This window comes from Curtobacterium sp. MCBA15_012 (genome assembly GCF_001864935.2).
Classification (GTDB): Bacteria; Actinomycetota; Actinomycetes; order Actinomycetales; family Microbacteriaceae; genus Curtobacterium.
In genome coordinates, this window is record NZ_CP126267.1 from 2,145,015 (window position 1) to 2,163,337 (window position 18,323).

General features: G+C 73.1%; 12 protein-coding genes. 8 read left to right on the top strand and 4 right to left on the bottom strand.

The window, feature by feature from the left end:
- The first annotated feature begins 167 nt into the window (after positions 1-167).
- Complete coding sequence (locus QOL15_RS09835) at positions 168-1,613, top strand: hemolysin family protein (protein ID WP_065962143.1); 1,446 nt, start codon at positions 168-170, stop codon at positions 1,611-1,613.
- On the top strand, positions 1,610-2,701 hold the full coding sequence (locus QOL15_RS09840) for a hemolysin family protein (RefSeq protein ID WP_171898755.1): 1,092 nt from the start codon (positions 1,610-1,612) through the stop codon (positions 2,699-2,701). Before QOL15_RS09835 ends, QOL15_RS09840 begins: the two co-directional genes overlap by 4 nt.
- 175 nt (positions 2,702-2,876) lie before the next feature.
- Here QOL15_RS09840 and QOL15_RS09845 read toward each other — a convergent pair whose 3' ends face one another.
- Positions 2,877-4,316 (bottom strand): GuaB1 family IMP dehydrogenase-related protein, encoded by a 1,440-nt coding sequence (locus QOL15_RS09845; RefSeq protein ID WP_071249203.1) that lies wholly within the window; start codon positions 4,314-4,316, stop codon positions 2,877-2,879.
- 172 nt (positions 4,317-4,488) lie between these two features.
- Here QOL15_RS09845 and QOL15_RS09850 point away from each other — a divergent pair, with 172 nt between their 5' ends.
- Positions 4,489-8,241 carry a multifunctional oxoglutarate decarboxylase/oxoglutarate dehydrogenase thiamine pyrophosphate-binding subunit/dihydrolipoyllysine-residue succinyltransferase subunit gene (locus QOL15_RS09850; RefSeq protein WP_175473865.1) on the top strand — a complete coding sequence of 1,251 codons (3,753 nt, stop codon included), beginning with the start codon at positions 4,489-4,491 and terminating at the stop codon, positions 8,239-8,241.
- A gap of 184 nt (positions 8,242-8,425) precedes the next feature.
- Here QOL15_RS09850 and QOL15_RS09855 read toward each other — a convergent pair whose 3' ends face one another.
- The 3 genes from QOL15_RS09855 to QOL15_RS09865 are packed head-to-tail and all read right to left on the bottom strand — an operon-like array spanning position 8,426 to position 10,052.
- Positions 8,426-8,866: a GNAT family N-acetyltransferase gene (locus QOL15_RS09855; protein ID WP_071249200.1), complete on the bottom strand. Its 441-nt coding sequence runs from the start codon at positions 8,864-8,866 to the stop codon at positions 8,426-8,428.
- A gap of 50 nt (positions 8,867-8,916) precedes the next feature.
- Entirely contained in the window at positions 8,917-9,159 is a 243-nt protein-coding gene (locus QOL15_RS09860) for an alpha-ketoglutarate decarboxylase (RefSeq protein WP_065962138.1), read from the bottom strand.
- Positions 9,156-10,052, bottom strand: a complete 897-nt coding sequence (locus QOL15_RS09865) for a sigma-70 family RNA polymerase sigma factor (protein ID WP_071249198.1) — start codon at positions 10,050-10,052, stop codon at positions 9,156-9,158. Before QOL15_RS09865 ends, QOL15_RS09860 begins: the two co-directional genes overlap by 4 nt.
- 129 nt (positions 10,053-10,181) lie before the next feature.
- On the opposite strand from QOL15_RS09865, the gene aroA reads away from it, so the two are divergent.
- From aroA to QOL15_RS09890, 5 genes are all read left to right on the top strand, one after another.
- Positions 10,182-11,540: a 3-phosphoshikimate 1-carboxyvinyltransferase gene (gene aroA / locus QOL15_RS09870; protein WP_071249196.1), complete on the top strand. Its 1,359-nt coding sequence runs from the start codon at positions 10,182-10,184 to the stop codon at positions 11,538-11,540.
- Positions 11,537-12,643: a ribosome small subunit-dependent GTPase A gene (gene rsgA / locus QOL15_RS09875; RefSeq protein ID WP_071249194.1), complete on the top strand. Its 1,107-nt coding sequence runs from the start codon at positions 11,537-11,539 to the stop codon at positions 12,641-12,643. The genes aroA and rsgA overlap by 4 nt, the downstream gene beginning before the upstream one ends.
- A 136-nt stretch (positions 12,644-12,779) precedes the next feature.
- Positions 12,780-13,928, top strand: a complete 1,149-nt coding sequence (locus tag QOL15_RS09880; RefSeq protein ID WP_139197579.1) for a hypothetical protein — start codon at positions 12,780-12,782, stop codon at positions 13,926-13,928.
- Between the two features lie 52 nt (positions 13,929-13,980).
- A complete protein-coding gene (locus QOL15_RS09885; RefSeq protein ID WP_065962132.1) occupies positions 13,981-14,763 on the top strand; it encodes an inositol monophosphatase family protein in 783 nt (260 codons plus the stop codon).
- A 749-nt stretch (positions 14,764-15,512) separates the two neighbouring features.
- Entirely contained in the window at positions 15,513-18,263 is a 2,751-nt protein-coding gene (locus QOL15_RS09890; protein ID WP_071249190.1) for an AAA family ATPase, read from the top strand.
- Positions 18,264-18,323: the final 60 nt, after the last annotated feature.

Sequence of the window (18,323 nt, forward strand, 5' to 3'; positions counted from 1 at the left end):
CGCCGGACGGGCACCCCCGCGACCTGTACGTCCTCACCGCCTCCGCACCACCCACCCGCTAGGATGACCCTCACTGTGGACGATCCCCCGAACGCACCTTCGCCCTCCCACTCATCCGGCGCTCACTCGGTGAGCACCCCCTCCTCCCCTGCACCGGGGGGTGAGGAATGAGTCCCGTCGACGTCGTGATGCTGGTCGGCGGCATCCTGCTGACGCTCGGCACCGGCGTGTTCGTCGCGTCCGAGTTCGCCCTCGTGAACCTCGACCGTGCCGAGGTCGAGGCCCGTCGTGACCGCGGCGAGTCCGGCCTGACCCCGGTCATCAGCGCCCTCAAGGTCACGTCGACGCACCTGTCGAGCGCCCAGCTCGGCATCACGCTGACGACGCTGCTCACCGGCTACCTGCTCGAGCCGTCGATCGCGACCCTGCTCGAGGCGCCGTTCCTCGCGGCCCAGCTCCCCGAGGCGGTCGTCGAGACCGTCGGGTCGATCGTCGCGCTGGTCATCGCGACCCTGCTGTCGATGATCCTCGGCGAGCTCGTGCCGAAGAACTTCGCGCTCGCGCTGCCCCTGCAGACCGCGCGGCTCGTCGTCCCGCTGCAGATCGGCTTCACGACCGTGTTCAAGCCGGCCGTCGCCGTGCTGAACGGCACCGCGAACGCCGTGCTCCGGTCGATGGGCATCGAGCCACAGGAGGAGCTCTCCGGCGCCCGGAGCGCCGAGGAGCTCAGCTCGCTGCTGCGCCGGTCCGCGTCCGAGGGCTCGCTCGAGCAGGACACCGCCACGCTCCTCCAGCGCACCATCGCCTTCTCGGAGCTCGACGCGAGCGACGTCATGACGCCCCGCCCCCGCGTCTCGACGATCCGCGTGTCCGAGTCCGCCGAGGACGTCATCGCCCTCGCCCGCCGCACCGGGTTCAGCCGCTTCCCCGTCATCGAGGAGGACGCCGACGACGTCGTCGGCATCGTGCACGTCAAGCAGGCCGTCGCCGTCCCGCGCGAGAAGCGTCCCGAGGTGCCGGTCGGCGCCCTCATGACCGAGGCCGAGCGCGTCCCCGAGACGATGCCCGGTGACACGTTGCTCGCCGAGGTCCGCGGCCGCGGCTACCAGATGGTCATCGTCGTCGACGAGTACGGCGGCACCGCCGGCGTCGTCACGCTCGAGGACCTCGTCGAGGAGATCGTCGGCGAGGTGTCGGACGAGCACGACCGCGCCCGCATCGACGTCGTCCGCTCGCGCGGCTGGCTGACCTTCCCCGGGCTGCTCCGCCCCGACGAGCTCGAGGACCGCGCCGGGGTGACCGTGCCCGAGGACGGCCCGTACGAGACCGTCGGCGGCTTCGTGATGGCGACCCTCGGTCGCCTGCCCGTCGTCGGCGACGAGGTCGTGCTCGAGGACGGCGTCTTCCGCGTCGAACGCCTCGACGGCCGCCGCGTCGACCGGATCCGGTGGACCCCGAACACGCCGCCGGTCGACCCCACGCCCACCGGCAGCACGGGCACCACCGGCCCGGCCACCGGCAGCACGCCGACCAGCGGCACTGCGACCGCCGGCTCCGGCCAGCGTCCCGCGACCGGCATCATCATCCCCGCCACGAAGGAGCGCACCCGATGAGCGCCGCAGTGTCCAGCGGGGTCGTCCTCGCCGCCGGGGAGTCCGCCTCCGCCGGGTCCGACTGGTGGGGCATCTTCTGGCTCGTCGTCCTGCTGCTCGGCAACGCCTACTTCGTCGCCGCCGAGTTCGCAGTGATCTCGGCCCGCCGCTCGCAGATCGAGCCCCGCGCCGAGGCCGGGTCGAAGGCCGCGCAGATGACCCTGTGGGCGATGGAGCACGCCACGCGCATGCTCGCCACCACCCAGCTCGGCATCACGGTCTGCTCGCTGCTCATCCTCAACGTGTCCGAGCCCGCGATCCACCACCTGCTCGAGGTCCCGCTCGGCCTGACCGGGTGGAGCGTCGAGGTCATCGGCATCGTCGCGTTCGTGTTCACGCTGCTGCTCGTGTCGTTCCTGCACGTGGTGTTCGGCGAGATGGTCCCGAAGAACATCTCGTTCTCGATGCCGGACCGCGCCGCACTCGTGCTCGTGCCGACGCTCTGGTACATCGGCCACGGTCTGCACTGGGTCGTCGTCGGGCTCAACTCGGTCGCGAACGGCGTGCTGCGGCTCTTCAAGGTCGAGCCGAAGGACGAGGCCGTCAGCGCCTTCACCGTCGAGGAGGTGCAGACCATCGTCGAGCAGTCCCGCCGCGAGGGGACGCTCACCGACGACGGCAAGCTCGCGATGGCGTTCGAGTTCACCGAGAAGAAGGTCAAGGACGTCGCCGTCCCGATGGCCGAACTCGTGACGCTGCCCGACACCGCCACCCCCGAGGACGTCGAGCGGGCCGTCGCCCAGCGCGGCTTCTCGCGGTACGTGCTCGTCGGCGACGACGGCGACCCGACGGGCTACGTGCACGTCAAGGACGTCATCGACCTGCGGCCCGACGAGTTCGACGTGCCGGTGCCGCCGAAGCGGATCCGGCAGCTCATCTCGCTCTACACCGAGATGGACCTCGAGGACGCGCTCGCGACCATGCGTGCCGCCGGGCGCCACGTCGCGCGGGCGTTCGACGCGGACGGACGCACGACGGGCGTGCTGTTCCTCGAGGACATCCTCGAGGAGCTCGTCGGCACCGTCGAGGACGCGACCCGACGGCGGTAGCCGCGACCGACGGACGGGCGCGCCCCGCTCAGCGGCAACGCGGAGCGTTGCGCGGGGCGCGCCGACCGAGCCTGCGAGGGAGGCGCGGTGCCAGCTGGCACCGCGCCTCCCGTCGGTCCGTCGTCCGGTCGCGACCCCGCGTGGGTCGCGACCCCGCGTGGGTCGCGACGAGCGGCTACCAGCTGACCGGCAGCGGCTTGCCCTCCTCGTAGCCGGCGGCGGACTGGATGCCGACGAGCGCCCGCTCCGAGAACTCGGCGAGCGAGGACGCCCCCGCGTACGTCGCCGAGCTGCGGATGCCGGTGGTGATCATGTCGAGCAGGTCCTCGACGCTCGGGCGCTCCGGGTCGAGGTAGATCGTCGACGACGAGATGCCCTCGGCGAAGAGCGCCTTGCGCGCCCGCTCGTACGGGTCGAGCCGCTCGAAGCGCTCGCGCACCGCCTTGGCCGAGGCCATCCCCCAGCTCTCCTTGTACGCCTTGCCCGCGGCGTCGCGGCGCAGCACCCCTGGTGCCTCGAGCGTGCCGGCGAACCACGAGCCGATCATGACGCTCGACGCGCCGGCGGCGAGGGCCAGCGCGACGTCACGGGGGTACCGGACGCCGCCGTCGGCCCAGACGTGGGCACCGAGGGACCTGGCCGCCGCGGCGGTCTCGAGCACGGCGGAGAACTGCGGGCGACCGACCGCGGTCATCATGCGGGTCGTGCACATCGCACCGGGGCCGACGCCGACCTTGATGATCGTCGCACCCGCGTCGACGAGGTGCGCGACGGCGTCGGCGGTGACGACGTTGCCGGCGACGATCGGCAGCCCGAGGCCGAGCGCGGACACCGTCCGGAGCGCACGGAGCATGCCCTCCTGGTGACCGTGCGCGGTGTCGAGCACGAGGACGTCGACGCCCGCGGCCGCGAGGGCCTTCGCCTTCGCGGCGACGTCGCCGTTGATGCCGACGGCCGCGGCGACCCGCAGGCGGCCGTCCCCGTCGACGGCGGGCGCGTAGATGTCGGAGCGGATGGCGCTCGTCTGGCTGGTGGTGCCGACGACGTGGCCGTGCCGGACGACGGGGGCGAACTCGACCTCGGCGGCGCTGAGCACGTCGTACACGTGCCGCGGCGTCCCGGCGTCCTCGGCGTCGATCGCGGTGGAGGGGCCGTGCAGCAGGTCGCCGAGCGTGGCGTCCGGGCCGGCGGTGCCGAGTCGCGTGGCCGGCACGCAGCCGAGGTACTCCCCCGAGGCGTCGCGGACGACGACCCCGCGCCCGGCGACCGGCAGGAGCTGCCCGAGCGCCTCGGCGACCGTGGTGTCGGCGCCCATGTCGTACGCGGTGTCGAAGTCGACCGGCTGGTCCTTGACCCAGCGGATCGCGGCGTCGAGGTCCTGCAGGTGCATGTCCTGCGGCAGCACGCCGAGGCCGCCGCGTCGGGCGAGGGTCGCGGCGAGGCGCGGGCCGGTCACCGAGTTCATGTTCGCGCTGACGATCGGGATCGTGGCACCGGTGCCGTCGGTCGTCGCCAGGTCCACGTCGAAGCGGCTCGTCACGCCGGAGCGGCTCGGGACGAGGAAGACGTCGGAGTAGGTCAGGTCGTGGGTCGGCCGCGTCTCGTAGAACCTCATGCCCACCACTGTACGGCTCCGCCCGACACGCGCGGGATGCCGGGAGGCGCGACCCGCCTCCGCCCCGCGGCGGACGGTCACCGCGGAACGGCTAGGCTGGCTGGCAGTGCGGAGCAGGGCTGCCCCGCACGACACACACGAGCATCTATCGACGGAGAGTGGGCGATCGGCTGTGTCGAGCCATCTGACGGGAACCGACGAGACCGCGGGCGAATTCGGTGCGAACGAGTGGCTCGTCGACGAGCTGTACGAGCAGTTCGTCGCCGACAAGGAGTCGGTGGACAAGTCCTGGTGGCCCGTCCTCGAGAGCTACCACCGCTCGCAGGGCGCCCCCGCCGCGCCGACCGCGACCGCCACCTCGACCGCGGCCCCCACGCCGGCACCGACCGCCTCGGCCGCACCCGCACCCGCGCAGTCGGGTGACGCCCAGGGCGAGGCACGCTCCGGCGGCCCCATCCAGGCGAAGACGACCTCGCGCCAGCCGACGCCGCAGCCGATCCCGGCCGAGGCGAACGACGCGACCGACGAGCACGACGAGACCCACGAGGACGTCGCCACCCCGCTCCGCGGCATGGCGAAGACCCTGGCCTCGAACATGGACGCGTCGCTGACCGTCCCGACCGCGACGAGCGTCCGCACGATCCCGGCGAAGCTGATGATCGACAACCGCATCGTCATCAACAACCACCTGCGCCGTGCCCGCGGCGGCAAGATCTCCTTCACGCACCTCATCGGGTGGGCGATGGTCGAGGCGCTCAAGGACTTCCCGAGCCAGAACGTCTCCTACGAGGAGCGCGACGGCAAGCCCTTCGTGGTCCAGCCCGCGCACGTCAACCTCGGCATCGCGATCGACGTCCCGAAGAAGGACGGCACCCGCTCCCTCCTCGTCCCGAGCATCAAGCGCGCCGAGACGCTGACGTTCGGCCAGTTCCTCAGCGCCTACGAGGACCTCGTCAAGCGCGCCCGCGACAACAAGCTCACCCCGGCCGACTTCCAGGGCACCACGATCTCGCTGACGAACCCGGGCGGCATCGGCACGGTGCACTCGGTCCCGCGCCTGACCAAGGGCCAGGGCTGCATCATCGGCGCCGGTGCGCTCGAGTACCCGGCGCAGTTCCAGGGCTCCGCGACGAAGACGCTCGTCGAGCTCGGCGTCGGCAAGACCATCACGCTGACGAGCACCTACGACCACCGCGTGATCCAGGGCGCCGGGTCGGGCGAGTACCTCAAGAAGGTGCACGAGCGGCTCATCGGCGAGCACGGCTTCTACGAGGGCATCTTCTCGGCGCTCCGGATCCCGTACAAGCCGATCCAGTGGGCCAACGACATCAACGTCGACCTCGCACACCGGGTGAACAAGACCTCGCGCGTGCAGGAGCTCATCAACAGCTTCCGTGTCCGCGGGCACCTCATGGCGGACATCGACCCGCTCGAGTACCGGCAGCGCACGCACCCCGACCTCGAGATCGAGAACCACGGGCTGACGTTCTGGGACCTCGACCGCGAGTTCGTGACGGGCGGCCTCGCCGGCACCACGAACGCGCCGCTCCGCGACGTGCTCGGCATCCTCCGCGACGCCTACTGCCGCACGGTGGGCATCGAGTACATGCACATCCAGGACCCGGAGCAGCGCCGCTGGGTGCAGGAGCACATCGAGGTCCCGTACTCGAAGCCCTCGAAGGAGGAGCAGCTCCGGGTGCTCGGCAAGCTCAACGAGGCCGAGGCGTTCGAGACGTTCCTGCAGACCAAGTACGTCGGCCAGAAGCGCTTCTCGCTCGAGGGCGGCGAGTCCACCATCGCCTTCCTCGACACGCTCATCCAGCACGCCGCAGGCGCCGGCCTCGACGAGGTCGCGATCGGCATGGCCCACCGCGGTCGCCTCAACGTGCTGACGAACATCGCCGGCAAGACGTACGGGCAGATCTTCCGCGAGTTCGAGGGCTCGTCCCTCCCGGGCTCGGTGTCCGGCCAGGGCTCGGGCGACGTGAAGTACCACGTCGGCACCGAGGGCCTGTTCCGCGCGTCCGACGGGTCGAGCATCCCGGTGACGATCGCCGCGAACCCCTCCCACCTCGAGGCCGTCGACGGCGTGCTCGAGGGCATCGTGCGCGCCAAGCAGGACCGCACCCCGCCCGGCACCTTCGGCGTGCTGCCCGTGCTCGTGCACGGCGACGCGGCGATGGCCGGCCAGGGCGTCGTGGTCGAGACGCTGCAGATGTCGCAGCTCCGCGGCTACCGCACCGGCGGCACCGTCCACCTCGTCATCAACAACCAGGTCGGCTTCACCACCCCGCCGGAGTCGGCACGCAGCTCGGTGTACTCGACCGACGTCGCGAAGACGATCCAGGCGCCGATCTTCCACGTGAACGGCGACGACCCCGAGGCCGTGGCGCGCGTCGCCGAGCTCGCCTTCGCGTACCGCGAGGAGTTCCACCGCGACGTCGTCATCGACCTCGTCTGCTACCGCCGCCGCGGGCACAACGAGGGCGACGACCCCTCGATGACGCAGCCGCTCATGTACAACCTGATCGAGGCGAAGCGCTCCGTCCGCACGCTGTACACCGAGGCCCTCGTCGGTCGCGGCGACATCACGCAGGAGGAGTACGACGAGGCGCACCGCGACTTCCAGGACCGCCTGGAGCGCGCGTTCGCCGAGACGCACGAGGCCCAGACCGGCACCATGCCCGTCGTGACGGCCGACGACGCCGGGGCCGTGGACGGTCTCGAGCGTCCGACCGCGCAGCGGGACGACACCGAGGTCGAGGTGCACGACACCGCGATCAGCGAGGACCTCGTCCGGGCGATCGGCGACGCGCACAGCAACCCGCCCGCGGGCTTCCAGGTGCACCCGAAGCTGCAGCAGCTCCTCACCAAGCGCACCGAGATGACCCGCTCCGGCGGCGTCGACTGGGCGATGGCGGAGCTCATGGCCATCGGGTCGGTCCTCACCGAGGGCAAGCCGGTCCGCCTGGTCGGACAGGACGCCCGCCGCGGCACGTTCGTGCAGCGCCAGGCGGTGTTCCACGACCGGACGAACGGCCAGGAGTGGCTGCCGCTCGCGAACGTCACCGAGGACCAGGCGCGCCTGTACATCTACGACTCGCTGCTGAGCGAGTACGCGGCGATGGCGTTCGAGTACGGCTACTCGGTCGAGCGTCCCGAGGCGCTCGTGCTCTGGGAGGCGCAGTTCGGCGACTTCGCGAACGGCGCCCAGACGGTCATCGACGAGTTCATCTCGTCCGCCGAGCAGAAGTGGGGCCAGCGCTCCGGCCTGGTGCTCCTGCTCCCGCACGGCTACGAGGGCCAGGGACCGGACCACTCCTCGGCGCGCATCGAGCGGTACCTGCAGCTCTGCGCCGAGGACAACATGGTCGTCGCCCGCCCGTCGACCCCGGCGTCCTGGTTCCACCTGCTCCGTCGCCAGGCGTGGGAGCGCCCGCAGCGCCCGCTCGTGGTGTTCACGCCGAAGGCGATGCTGCGCCTGCGCCAGGCCACGAGCCCGGTCGAGGCGTTCACCAGCGGCACGTTCCTCCCGGTCATCGACGACGACCGCGTGACCGACAAGGGAGCCGTGCGCCGCGTCGTCCTGCATTCGGGCAAGGTGCACCACGACCTCCGCACCGAGCTCGACAAGCAGGACCGGTCCGACGTGGCCCTGGTGCGGCTCGAGCAGCTCGCCCCGCTCCCCCTCGACGAGCTGCTGTCCGTGCTCGCCGGCTACCCGGGCGCCGAGGTCGTCTGGGCCCAGGAGGAGCCCGAGAACCAGGGCGCGTGGCCGTACGTGTGCATGAACCTGTCGCCGCACCTGGCCGGCCGTCCGCTGTCGGTCGCGTCGCGTCCCGCGAGCGCCGCGCCCGCGACCGGGTCGTCGAAGCGGTCTGCGCAGGAGGCCGCCGAGGTCATCCGTACGGCCCTGGGGTCGTGAGCGCACCGCGCTGAGCATGCGGAACGCCCCGTGTCGGAGTCCCTGGGACTCCGACACGGGGCGTTCTCCGTGGTCGGGATGCGTCGCGACCGGACGCGACCCAGCGCGACCGGACGCGACCGGACGCGACGCTACGCAACGCGACCGGACGCGACCCAACGCAACCGGACGCGACGCGCCCCGGTCAGGCGAGCTTCGTGTACCGGACCCCGGCCTCGTGGTAGCCGCGCTTCTGGTAGAACCGGTGCGCGCTGTCCGTGGCCGCGGCCGACACGGCGCTGAGGCGACGCGCCCCCTGCTCACGCGCCCACGTCTCGAACGTGTCGAGGAGCGCGGAACCGGTGCCGCGCCTCCTGTCCGACGGGTCGACGACGAGCAGCAGCAGCTGCGCCGTCGGCTCGTCGCTCGCGTAGGACCACGTCAACTGCGCGCCCGCGACGGCGACCGCACGGCCGTCCTCGTCGCGGACCAGCCACGTGCGGTGGCCGGCCTCAGGCGTGAGCCGTTCCAGCCGTCCGCGCATCGCGGGCTCGTCGACGACGTGACCGAGCAGTCGGACGAGCGCTGTGACGTCGCGGACGTCGGCGTCGGTCCAGGTGGCGGTCGACTCTGCGGCACGGGTCATGGGCCGACCCTACCGAGCGGGACCGCCGTGTGACGACCGCGCCGACCGGGTCAGTGCGTCGCCTGCTCCACGCGGATGCGCGCCAGGATCTCGGAGCGCAGCTGCTCCGGGGCGGTCTCGGCGCACGCGCGCTTCACCGTCTCCATGAGGACGACGCCGACGCGGTGCTCGCTCGTGCAGTCCTCGCAGTTCGCCATGTGCTCGCGGATGTCCGCGGCGTCCTCACGGCAGAGCTCGTCGTGCAGGAGTTCCTCGAGCTCGGCCTTCGCCTTCGAGCAGTCGCAGCCGCTCATCGTGCGTCCTTCCCGTCCGTGCGACCAGCGGTCGCAGCAGCCTTCTTCGTCGTGGCACCGCGACCCCGTCCACGCATCGTCGCCGTCGACGCTGCGTCCGGGACGATACCGGTCTCGCGGGCGTGGTCGGCCAGGAGCCCACGGAGGAGCCGGCGGCCACGGTGGAGCCGACTCATGACCGTCCCGACCGGGGTCTTCATGATGTCGGCGATCTCCTGGTACGAGAACCCCTCGACGTCCGCGAAGTACACGGCCATCCGGAAGTCCTCGGGGATCGACTGGAGCGCGTCCTTCACGGCGGAGGACGGCAGGTGGTCGATCGCGTCCGCCTCGGCGGAACGGGCCGAGACCGACTGGGTGACGCTCTCGGCGCCGCCGAGCTGCCAGTCCTCGAGCTCGTCGATCGTGCCCTGGTAGGGGTTCCGCTGGTTCTTGCGGTACGTGTTGATGAACGTGTTCGTCAGGATCCGGTAGAGCCACGCCTTGAGGTTCGTGCCCTGGCGGAACTGCCGGAAGGCGGCGTACGCCTTGACGAAGGTCTCCTGCACCAGGTCGGACGCGTCCGCCGGGTTGCGGGTCATGCGCATCGCGGCGCCGTACAGCTGGTCCATGAACGGCAGCGCCTGGTCCTCGAACAGGGCGCGCAGCTCCTGCTCGGAGACGGTCTTCTCGTCGGCCGGCTCGGGCTCGTCGGCGTCCTGGTGCAGGTCGTCGTCGCCGGTCAGGTCTGCGTCGCCGGACAGGTCGTCCGCGTCACCGGACAGGTCTGCGTCAGCGGACGACGCGTCGCCGTCCTCGTCGAGCGCGTCCCGCTCCTCGGACACCGCGTCGAGCTGCTCCTCGGTCGCCTCGACCAGGTCGTGCGGTGCTGCCTGCGGTTCGTCGGTCGTCATCGCGGCCCAGTCTAGGCCGAGCGAGGTGGACGTCGCGGGCAGCACGAGCGGGGACGGACGCGTCCGCGCTGGTGCGAGTACTGCTGTCGCCAATGGTCCTCCCGGTGCGTTCAGTACCCTGGGGAACCGATGGCCGACACGACGCATTCCCAGCCGACCGATCCGTGGATCGCTCCCCTCGCCCGCGGGCCCCTGCGCGGCGACGTCGCCCTGCCCGGCTCGAAGTCGCTGACGAACCGGGAGCTCGTGCTCGCCGCCCTCGCCGACGGACCGTCCACCGTCCGGCTGCCCCTGCACTCCCGCGACTCGGCGCTCATGGTCGCCGCGCTCCGGCAGCTCGGCGTCGGCGTCGACGAGGTCGCCCCCGAGCCCGGCGCAGCCCCGAACCCGTACGGCCCCGACCTCCGCGTCACGCCCGCACCCATGCACGGCGGCGTGCGGGTCGACTGCGGGCTCGCGGGCACCGTGATGCGCTTCCTGCCGCCCCTCGCCGCACTCGCGAGCGGCCCCGTCACGATCGACGGCGACCCCTACGCCCGGAAGCGCCCGATGGCCGCGGTCATCCGGGCGCTCGTCGACCTCGGCATGGACGTCACGGACGACGGCGACGGCGCGATGCCGTTCTCCTTCACGGGCACCGGCGCGGTCCGGGGCGGTGCGCTCACCATCGACGCGAGTGCGTCCTCGCAGTTCGTCTCCGGCCTGCTGCTGTCCGCGCCGCGCTTCGCCGAGGGGCTGCACCTCACCCACGTGGGCGAGCGGCTGCCGAGCCTGCCGCACATCGACATGACCGTCGCCGCCCTCCGCGCCCGCGGCGTCCGTGTCGACCAACCGTCGGTCGGCGAGTGGGTCGTGCACCCCGGGCCGATCGCGGCACGCGACGTGACCATCGAACCGGACCTGTCGAACGCGGCGCCGTTCGCGGTCGCCGCACTCGTCGCGGGCGGCACGGTCCGCATCCGCACCTGGCCGACCGAGACGACGCAGGTCGGCGCCGACCTCGAGACGCTCCTGCCCCTGTGGGGGGCGACCGTGACGCGGGACGGCGACGACCTGGTCGTCGACGGCGGCGTCGGTGTCCGGGGTGGCGCCTCCCTCCCGGGTGTGACGCTCGACCTGACGCGCGGCGGCGAACTCGCCCCGGCGCTCGTCGCGCTCGCGGCGCTGGCCGACGGACCGAGCGAGGTCACCGGGATCGGCCACCTGCGCGGCCACGAGACGGACCGGCTCGCCGCGCTCGCGGCTGACGTCAACCGGTGCGGAGGCGCGGTGCACGAACTCGACGACGGCCTGCGGATCGAACCGGCGCCGCTCCACGGCGGCGGCTGGGCCGCGTACGACGACCACCGGATGGCGACGGCCGGCGCGATCGTCGGCCTCGTCGTCGACGGCGTCGCCGTCGACGACGTCGGCTGCACCGCGAAGACCCTGCCGCAGTTCCCGGAGCTGTGGGCCGAGCTCGTCGCGACGTCCGGAGGTGCACGGTGAGCTGGTGGGACGACGTCGACGGCGACGACACCGAGGCGGACGAGCCGTACGGCCAGTACGAGTCCAAGGTCCGGATCCGTCCGAACCCGAAGGGCAACCGGCCGCGCACGAAGGTCCGTCCCTCGTACGACGACGCGGCCCGGGGCTGGGTGACGAACGTCGACCGGGGCCGGTTCGGCGTCCTCGTCACCGCGGACGACGGCGCAGTCGTCGCCGACGGCGCACCCGCGTCGATCGGGGCCAGCGCGGGCGAGGGCCGGGTCATCACGGCCACGAAGGCCCGCGAGCTCGGCAAGAAGTCGGTCGTCACGGGTGACCGGGTCTCGCTGGTCGGCGACACCTCCGGCGAGCCCGGGTCCCTGGCGCGGATCGTCAAGGTCGACGAGCGCAGCACGCTGCTCCGCCGCAGCGCCGACGACTCCGACGAGGTCGAGCGCGTCATCGTCGCGAACGCCGACCAGATGCTCATCGTCGTGGCCGCCGCGGACCCGGAACCCCGGACGCGCCTCATCGACCGCTACCTCGTGGCCGCGTTCGACGCCGGGCTCGACCCGGTGCTCTGCATCACGAAGACGGACCTCGCCGACCCGGCACCGTTCCTGGCGCACTTCGCCTGCCTGGACCTCCGCATCGTCACGAGCCGCTCCGACGACGTGCCGTTCGACGCGCTGCACGAGGTCCTCGACGACCAGGTCACCGTCACGGTCGGGCACTCGGGCGTCGGCAAGTCGACGCTCGTGAACGCCCTGACCGGGTCGACGCGGGCGACGGGCGTCGTCAACGCGGTGACCGGCCGCGGTCGGCACACCTCGTCGTCGTCGATCGCCCTGCGGGTGCGGGACGGCGGCTGGATCATCGACACCCCGGGCGTGCGGTCGTTCGGCCTCGGGCACGTCGACCCGGCCAACGTGTTCCGGGCGTTCGCGTCGCACGCGGTCCCGGTCCGCGAACCGGCCGACGGCATCCCGTTGGCCCAGGCGCACGACTGGGAGATCGTCGACCGCGTGCAGGACGGCGAACTCGGACCGACCGGCGTCGAGCGGCTCGACTCGTTCCGTGCGCTGCTCACCGGCATGGGCGCGGACGACCCCGGCACCGTCTGACCGCGGCCGGGCGTCCTCCGAGGTCCGGCCGCGGCTCCGGGGGTCCCCCGGGTGTCCGGACGTCGGGCGGGCGTCGTTCCGGGTGCCCTGACGCCGGCCCGGTGCCGGGACGCCCGCGGGTGTACAGTCGACCCTCGTGTCTGAAGTTGCAAAGTACAACTTGATCGTCGCCCCCGAGGACGGCCCCCGCTCGCCGACCCACCACGCCGAGCACGCCGCGCCACGGCCTCCGCGCCGCCCGTCCACGCCGTCCGCGCTGCGTCCGGAGCACCTCGGCCGCTCGCTGCGGGGCTTCGGGTCGCACATCCTCGTGCCGCTGTTCCTCGCGGTCGGCATGGCACTGGCGTACCTCGGCGCCTTCCACGCGCCGTCGCCGCACGAGCTCCCCGTGGGGATCGTCGGCCAGGGCGCCGCCACGCAGGTGTTCGCGCAGTCCGTGACCGACGGGTCCGACGGCAAGCTCGTCGCGCACGTCGTGCGCTCCACCGCCGAGGCCGAGCGGCAGGTGCGCGACCGCGAACTCGCCGCCGTGTACGCCCCGGGCACCGACGGCGCGACGCTCTCCGTCTCGACCGCCGCGAGCGAGACGACCGCCACCGCGGCGCAGAAGGTGTTCCTCCCGATCGCCTACGCGCAGCACCTGCCGTTCGCCGTGCGGGACGTCGTCCCCACCGGCGACCAGGACCCCACCGGCCAGGGACTGTTCTTCATGCTCGTCGGCCTGAGCGTCGGCGGCTACGCCTCGGCGATCGCCGTCGCCGCGTTCGCCACCCGCTTCCGCGCGGTGTGGACCGCCGTCGTCGGCGCCGCGACCGCCGCGGTCGTCGCCGGCATCGGCACGGTCGTCGCCGGGCCCGTGTACGGCGTGGTCCCGGACCACCGCTGGCAGGTCTTCCTGTTCGCCTGGCTGTACGACGCGGTGATCATCGCCCTCGGCGTCGGTCTGCACCCGCTGCTCGGCCGGTGGACGACCCCGGTCCTGACGATGCTCTTCGTGATGCTCAACTTCACGAGCTCCGGCGGGATCTTCCAGCCGACCTTCCAGCCCGGGTTCTTCGCCGCGCTGAACACCTTCTGGAGCGGTGCCGCCTGGCTCGAGGCCGCCCAGGACCTCGTGTACTTCCCGGGCGCCTCCCTCGGCCGCGCGTCCCTGGTGCTCGCCCTCTGGCTCGTGGTCGCGGTCCTGCTCGGCGCCCTCGTGCACGGCCTCGCCGCGCGCCGCACCCGGATCGCGCGTGACCGCGCCGTCAGCCGGCTCGAGGAGGAAGCGGTCGTGGCCGCCTGAGCGACCGCGAGCGCACCACGGTCGCACCGGGCCCGGCCGCTACGCTGACGACGTGGACCTCAGCGCCGACCTGGACTTCGCCCGCTCCCTCGCCGACACCGCCGACGCGATCAGCCTCGAGCGGTTCCGCGCGGCGGACCTGCACGTCACGACCAAGGCCGACAGCACGCACGTCACGGACGCCGACCAGGCCGTGGAGCGGGCCCTCCACGAGCGGCTCGCCGCCGAGCGTCCCGACGACGCCTTCCTCGGCGAGGAGACGACCGCCGACACCGGTGCCGAGGCGACGAGCGAGGGGCACCGCCAGTGGGTCGTCGACCCGATCGACGGCACCGCGAACTACCTGCGCGGCGTCCCCGTCTGGGCGACCCTCATCGCGCTCGCGGTCGACGGCCGGCCGGTGCTCGGCGTCGTGAGCGCGCCGGCCCTCGGCAAGCGCTGGTGGGCGGCCGAGGGGCTCGGTGCACACTCGACCGACGGCCCGCTCCGCGTCTCGGGCGTCGCCGACCTGGCCGACGCGAGCCTCAGCTACAACAGCCTGCAGCAGTGGGACGACGACGACCGCCTCGACGCCCTCGTCGACCTGTCCCGCCAGGTGTGGCGCACCCGGGCCTACGGGGACATGTGGTCGTACATGCTCGTCGCCGAGGGCGTCCTCGACGTCGCCGGCGAGCCCGACCTCAAGCCGTGGGACATCGCCGCGCTCGTGCCCATCGTCGAGGAGGCCGGCGGCCGCTTCACCTCGCTCGACGGTGACCCCGGCCCCTGGCACGGCAGCGCCCTCGCGACGAACGGCCTCGTCCACGACGCGGTCGTCGCCGTCGTCAGCCGCTGACGCGATCCTCCGGGGCGACCCACCGGCACCCCGGAGACCGCCGACGGGGGCGCCGACCACCGACTCCGGTGCCGACCGCCGGTCGCCGATCCCCGGCACCGGTCCCGTGCGACTCGCCGGGAAGCGCACTGCGTCCCCACGCGGACAGACCGTTCCGCTGTCAGCCGAACCGACCGGTCCCGGTCGGACGCGACCGCACCCGCGCAGCCACCGCGTACCCCGTCCGACCCCCCGCACGAGGGCCGTCCCGGACGGGCGCGCCTGCCTGCACCGAGTGCACCGATCAGCTGTACCCCGACTCAGGTGGAGGCCGCCGGAGCGCTCCATCCGGACCACACGGCAGCACCCCCCGGACTGGGGACAACGGGCCGGGGCCGCCGGGCGTCGACCCCCTCGAACGAGGCTCCGACCTGGGTTACAGTCTCGCTGACGACAGGTCCACCACGCGCCGGGTTCCCTAGACCGGGCGCAGGGCCGGACCGGTCGTGTTTCGTCCCGAAACCCTAACCCGAGGGGTGGTACAGACGATGGCTTCATCGTTCCCGCGCGGAACCGAGTGCACCCTCACTCGTGCTCCGCATCACATCATCGACATCCACGGCGCGCGCTCCGTCGCCGCCACACGTCCGTCGGTCGTCACGGTCACCCGCCGTGCCGCCGACCGGTCCCCCGTCGCCACGGCTCCCCGCCGTGTCGCTGCACGGGTCCCCGCCGCCGCATCCGTCCCCGGACCCGGAGGCCGGTGAGTCATGGCACTCACCGGTCGCCGTCTCGAGGTCGACCGGATCGCGACCCTCGCTGCACTCCCTCGTGAGTCAGCGATGGTCGTCGTCGGCGACCCTGGTTCCGGACGCAGCAGCGTCCTCGGCGCGGTCGCAGACCGCGTCGCCCTCCCCGTCGTGCGGGTCGGAGGCAACGGGAGCGAGTCCCGTTGGCCCCTGGCCGGCGTGACGTCCCTGTTCACCGCGCTCGACGACCCGCGCGCCTCGGCACACATCGCCCTGCTCCTGCAGGCGAACGCCGCACCGACCGCGGACACCACGGCACCCGGCGCCCCGCAGACCGCCAGCGGGACGGCCGGTTCCGGTCTCGCGGCAGCGCACGACTTCCTCGAGGCCGTGCAGACGCTGACCCTGCCGCCGACGCTCGTGCTCGTCGACGACCTCGACCTGATGGACGCCGAGAGCCAGGAGCTCATCGCGTTCCTCGCCGGTCGTCTCGCCGGGACCGCGCTGCGGCTCGTCGTGACGGTCCGTTCGGTCCCGGCCACCAGCCCGCTGGCGGCGCTGCCGACCCTGCGGCTCGAGCCGCTCGGTGCCGACGACGCCCTCGCGGCGGCACGCACGATGGCGCCGTCCGACGCGAACGACGGCGTCCTGACCGTCCTCGCCGAGGAGACCGGCGGCAACCCCGGTGCCCTGCGCGAGCAGCTGGACGTGCTCGGTCGCGACCAGCTGACGGGCACGGAGCCCGTCGTGCTGCCCCTGCGCCCGACCGCGACGGCCGAGGCGATCACCGCACGACGGATCGACGACGGTCTGCTCGGCACCGACGCGGGACGAGATCTGGACGTCCTCGCGCGGCTCGCCCTCGTGCCCGTCGCCCGCACGGCCGGCTGGGACCGCGACGCCCTCGACGAGCTGGCGGACGCCGGCCTCGTCACGGTGCGCGGGCAGACCGTGACCGTGCGCGACCCCCTGGTCCGCTCGGTCCTGTACTGGCGCATGCCCGCCCGGGCACGTCGGGCCGCGCACGCCGAGCTGGCCGCGGCGAGCGCCACCGCCGACCCGCGTGCCGCCGCGTGGCACCGCAGCTTCGTCGACGACGTCCCCGACGTCGTCGCCCTGCTCGACGCCGCGGCCGGGTACGTGTCGGACGGCGCCCCGCAGGCGGCCGTCGCCCTCGCCGAGCGTGCACTCCACGTCGGCTCGGGCAGCGAGCTGGAGCGGTCGGCACTGCTCCGGGTCGTCGAACTCCTGCTCGGCAACCGCCTGCTCGGTCTGGCCGCCCGGTACCTCGCCGCGATCGGACCGTTCCGGCACACCGAGGACGAGGTCCGTCGGCTCCGGCTGCTCTACTCCGTGCAGTACCTGCGCGGGGAGACCGTGCACGCCGACGAGCTGCTCGTCCCGGTGGGGCCGGACGCGGCCGAGGCGGGGGCCGTCGCCGGACTGCTCGCCATGGTGGCGAGCTTCCGCGCCGAGACGTGGGACCTCGACCAGGCACGTGACCTGCTCGCACGGGTCGACGCGCTCGACGTCCCGCTGTCGCCGCACACCGTCGAGATCGTCCGCGCCGTGGGCTGCTTCGTCGCGGCGCTCGACGGGACCCTCCCGCCGGACACCGAGCTGTACGACGGTCTGGCGACCGCCGAGCTGCTCGCGCTCTCGGACCCGGGCCTGCTCCTCGTGGCGCACGCCCTGAGCACCGCGGAGCGGTACCGCAGCGCCCGACGGGTGTTCGCGCTCGTCCTGGCCCGCAGCATGGAGACACGGGCCGTGTGGACCGAGGCGGCCCGGTACCTGACCGCCGAGAACGAGCTCCGGTCCGGCAACTACCGGCAGGCGCTCCGCGCGATCGACGCGTGGGAGGACGGCGCCGGGGCGGGACCCCGTCAACCGGCACCGTCCCGGGCGATCGCGGTGGCGTGGCGGCACTTCGCCGAGGGCCGTTCACAGGACGCGCTCGAGGTGATCGACCGCTGCCTGGCACTGCGCACGACGAACCTGCTCTGGGCGACCACCGCCCGGCTGCACGCGCTCCGCGGGCGGATCCTGCTGCTCGACGGCCGGGCCGAGGAGGCCGTGGTCGCCCTCGAGGCGGCCGACGCCATCGCCCGACCGCTGCGGAACCCGACCGTGCTGCGGCACCTCGGGGACCTCGTCGAGGCGAACGTCCGACTGGGCCGCACGGACGACGCGCGCGCCGTCACGGCGCGCCTCGCGGCGGACCACCACGCCCGCCCGTCCCGCTGGGGCGCGCTCGTGCTTGCCAGGAGCCTGGCGCTCGTGGCCGACGACGCCACGCGTGACACCGCCCGTCGACGTGCGCTCGAGCTGTTCCAGCCGCACGACTCGCCGTACGAGCGTGCTCGCACGTTCGCGGCGCTCGCGGCGATCGCCTCCGCCGCCGAGCGTCCCCGGCTGGGAGCGGCGGCGGCCGCGGCGTACGAGGCGGCCGGCCTGCGCCGTCCGCTCGTGACGCCGGCGCCGACGGCGGCGATGCCCGCCTCCGGTGCGCTGTCGTCGTTCCGCTCGGGTCCCGTCGCCTCCGCACAGGAGGCGGGTGCGCCGCGCAGCGCCCCGGACGCGTCCACGGTGCTCACCTCGCTGACCGCCGAGGAGCGTGCGGTCGTGCAGAAGGTCACCGAGGGGTTCCGCAACCGCGAGATCGCGTCGTCGCTGTTCATGTCGCAGCGCACGGTGGAGCTGCGGCTCACGCAGATCTACCGCAAGGTCGGTGCGCGCTCGCGCTCGCACCTGGTCGCGCTGCTCACCTGATCGGCGCGGGTCGCGGTGGACGCGACCACACGACGGAACGGGAGGCCCGGTACCAGCTGG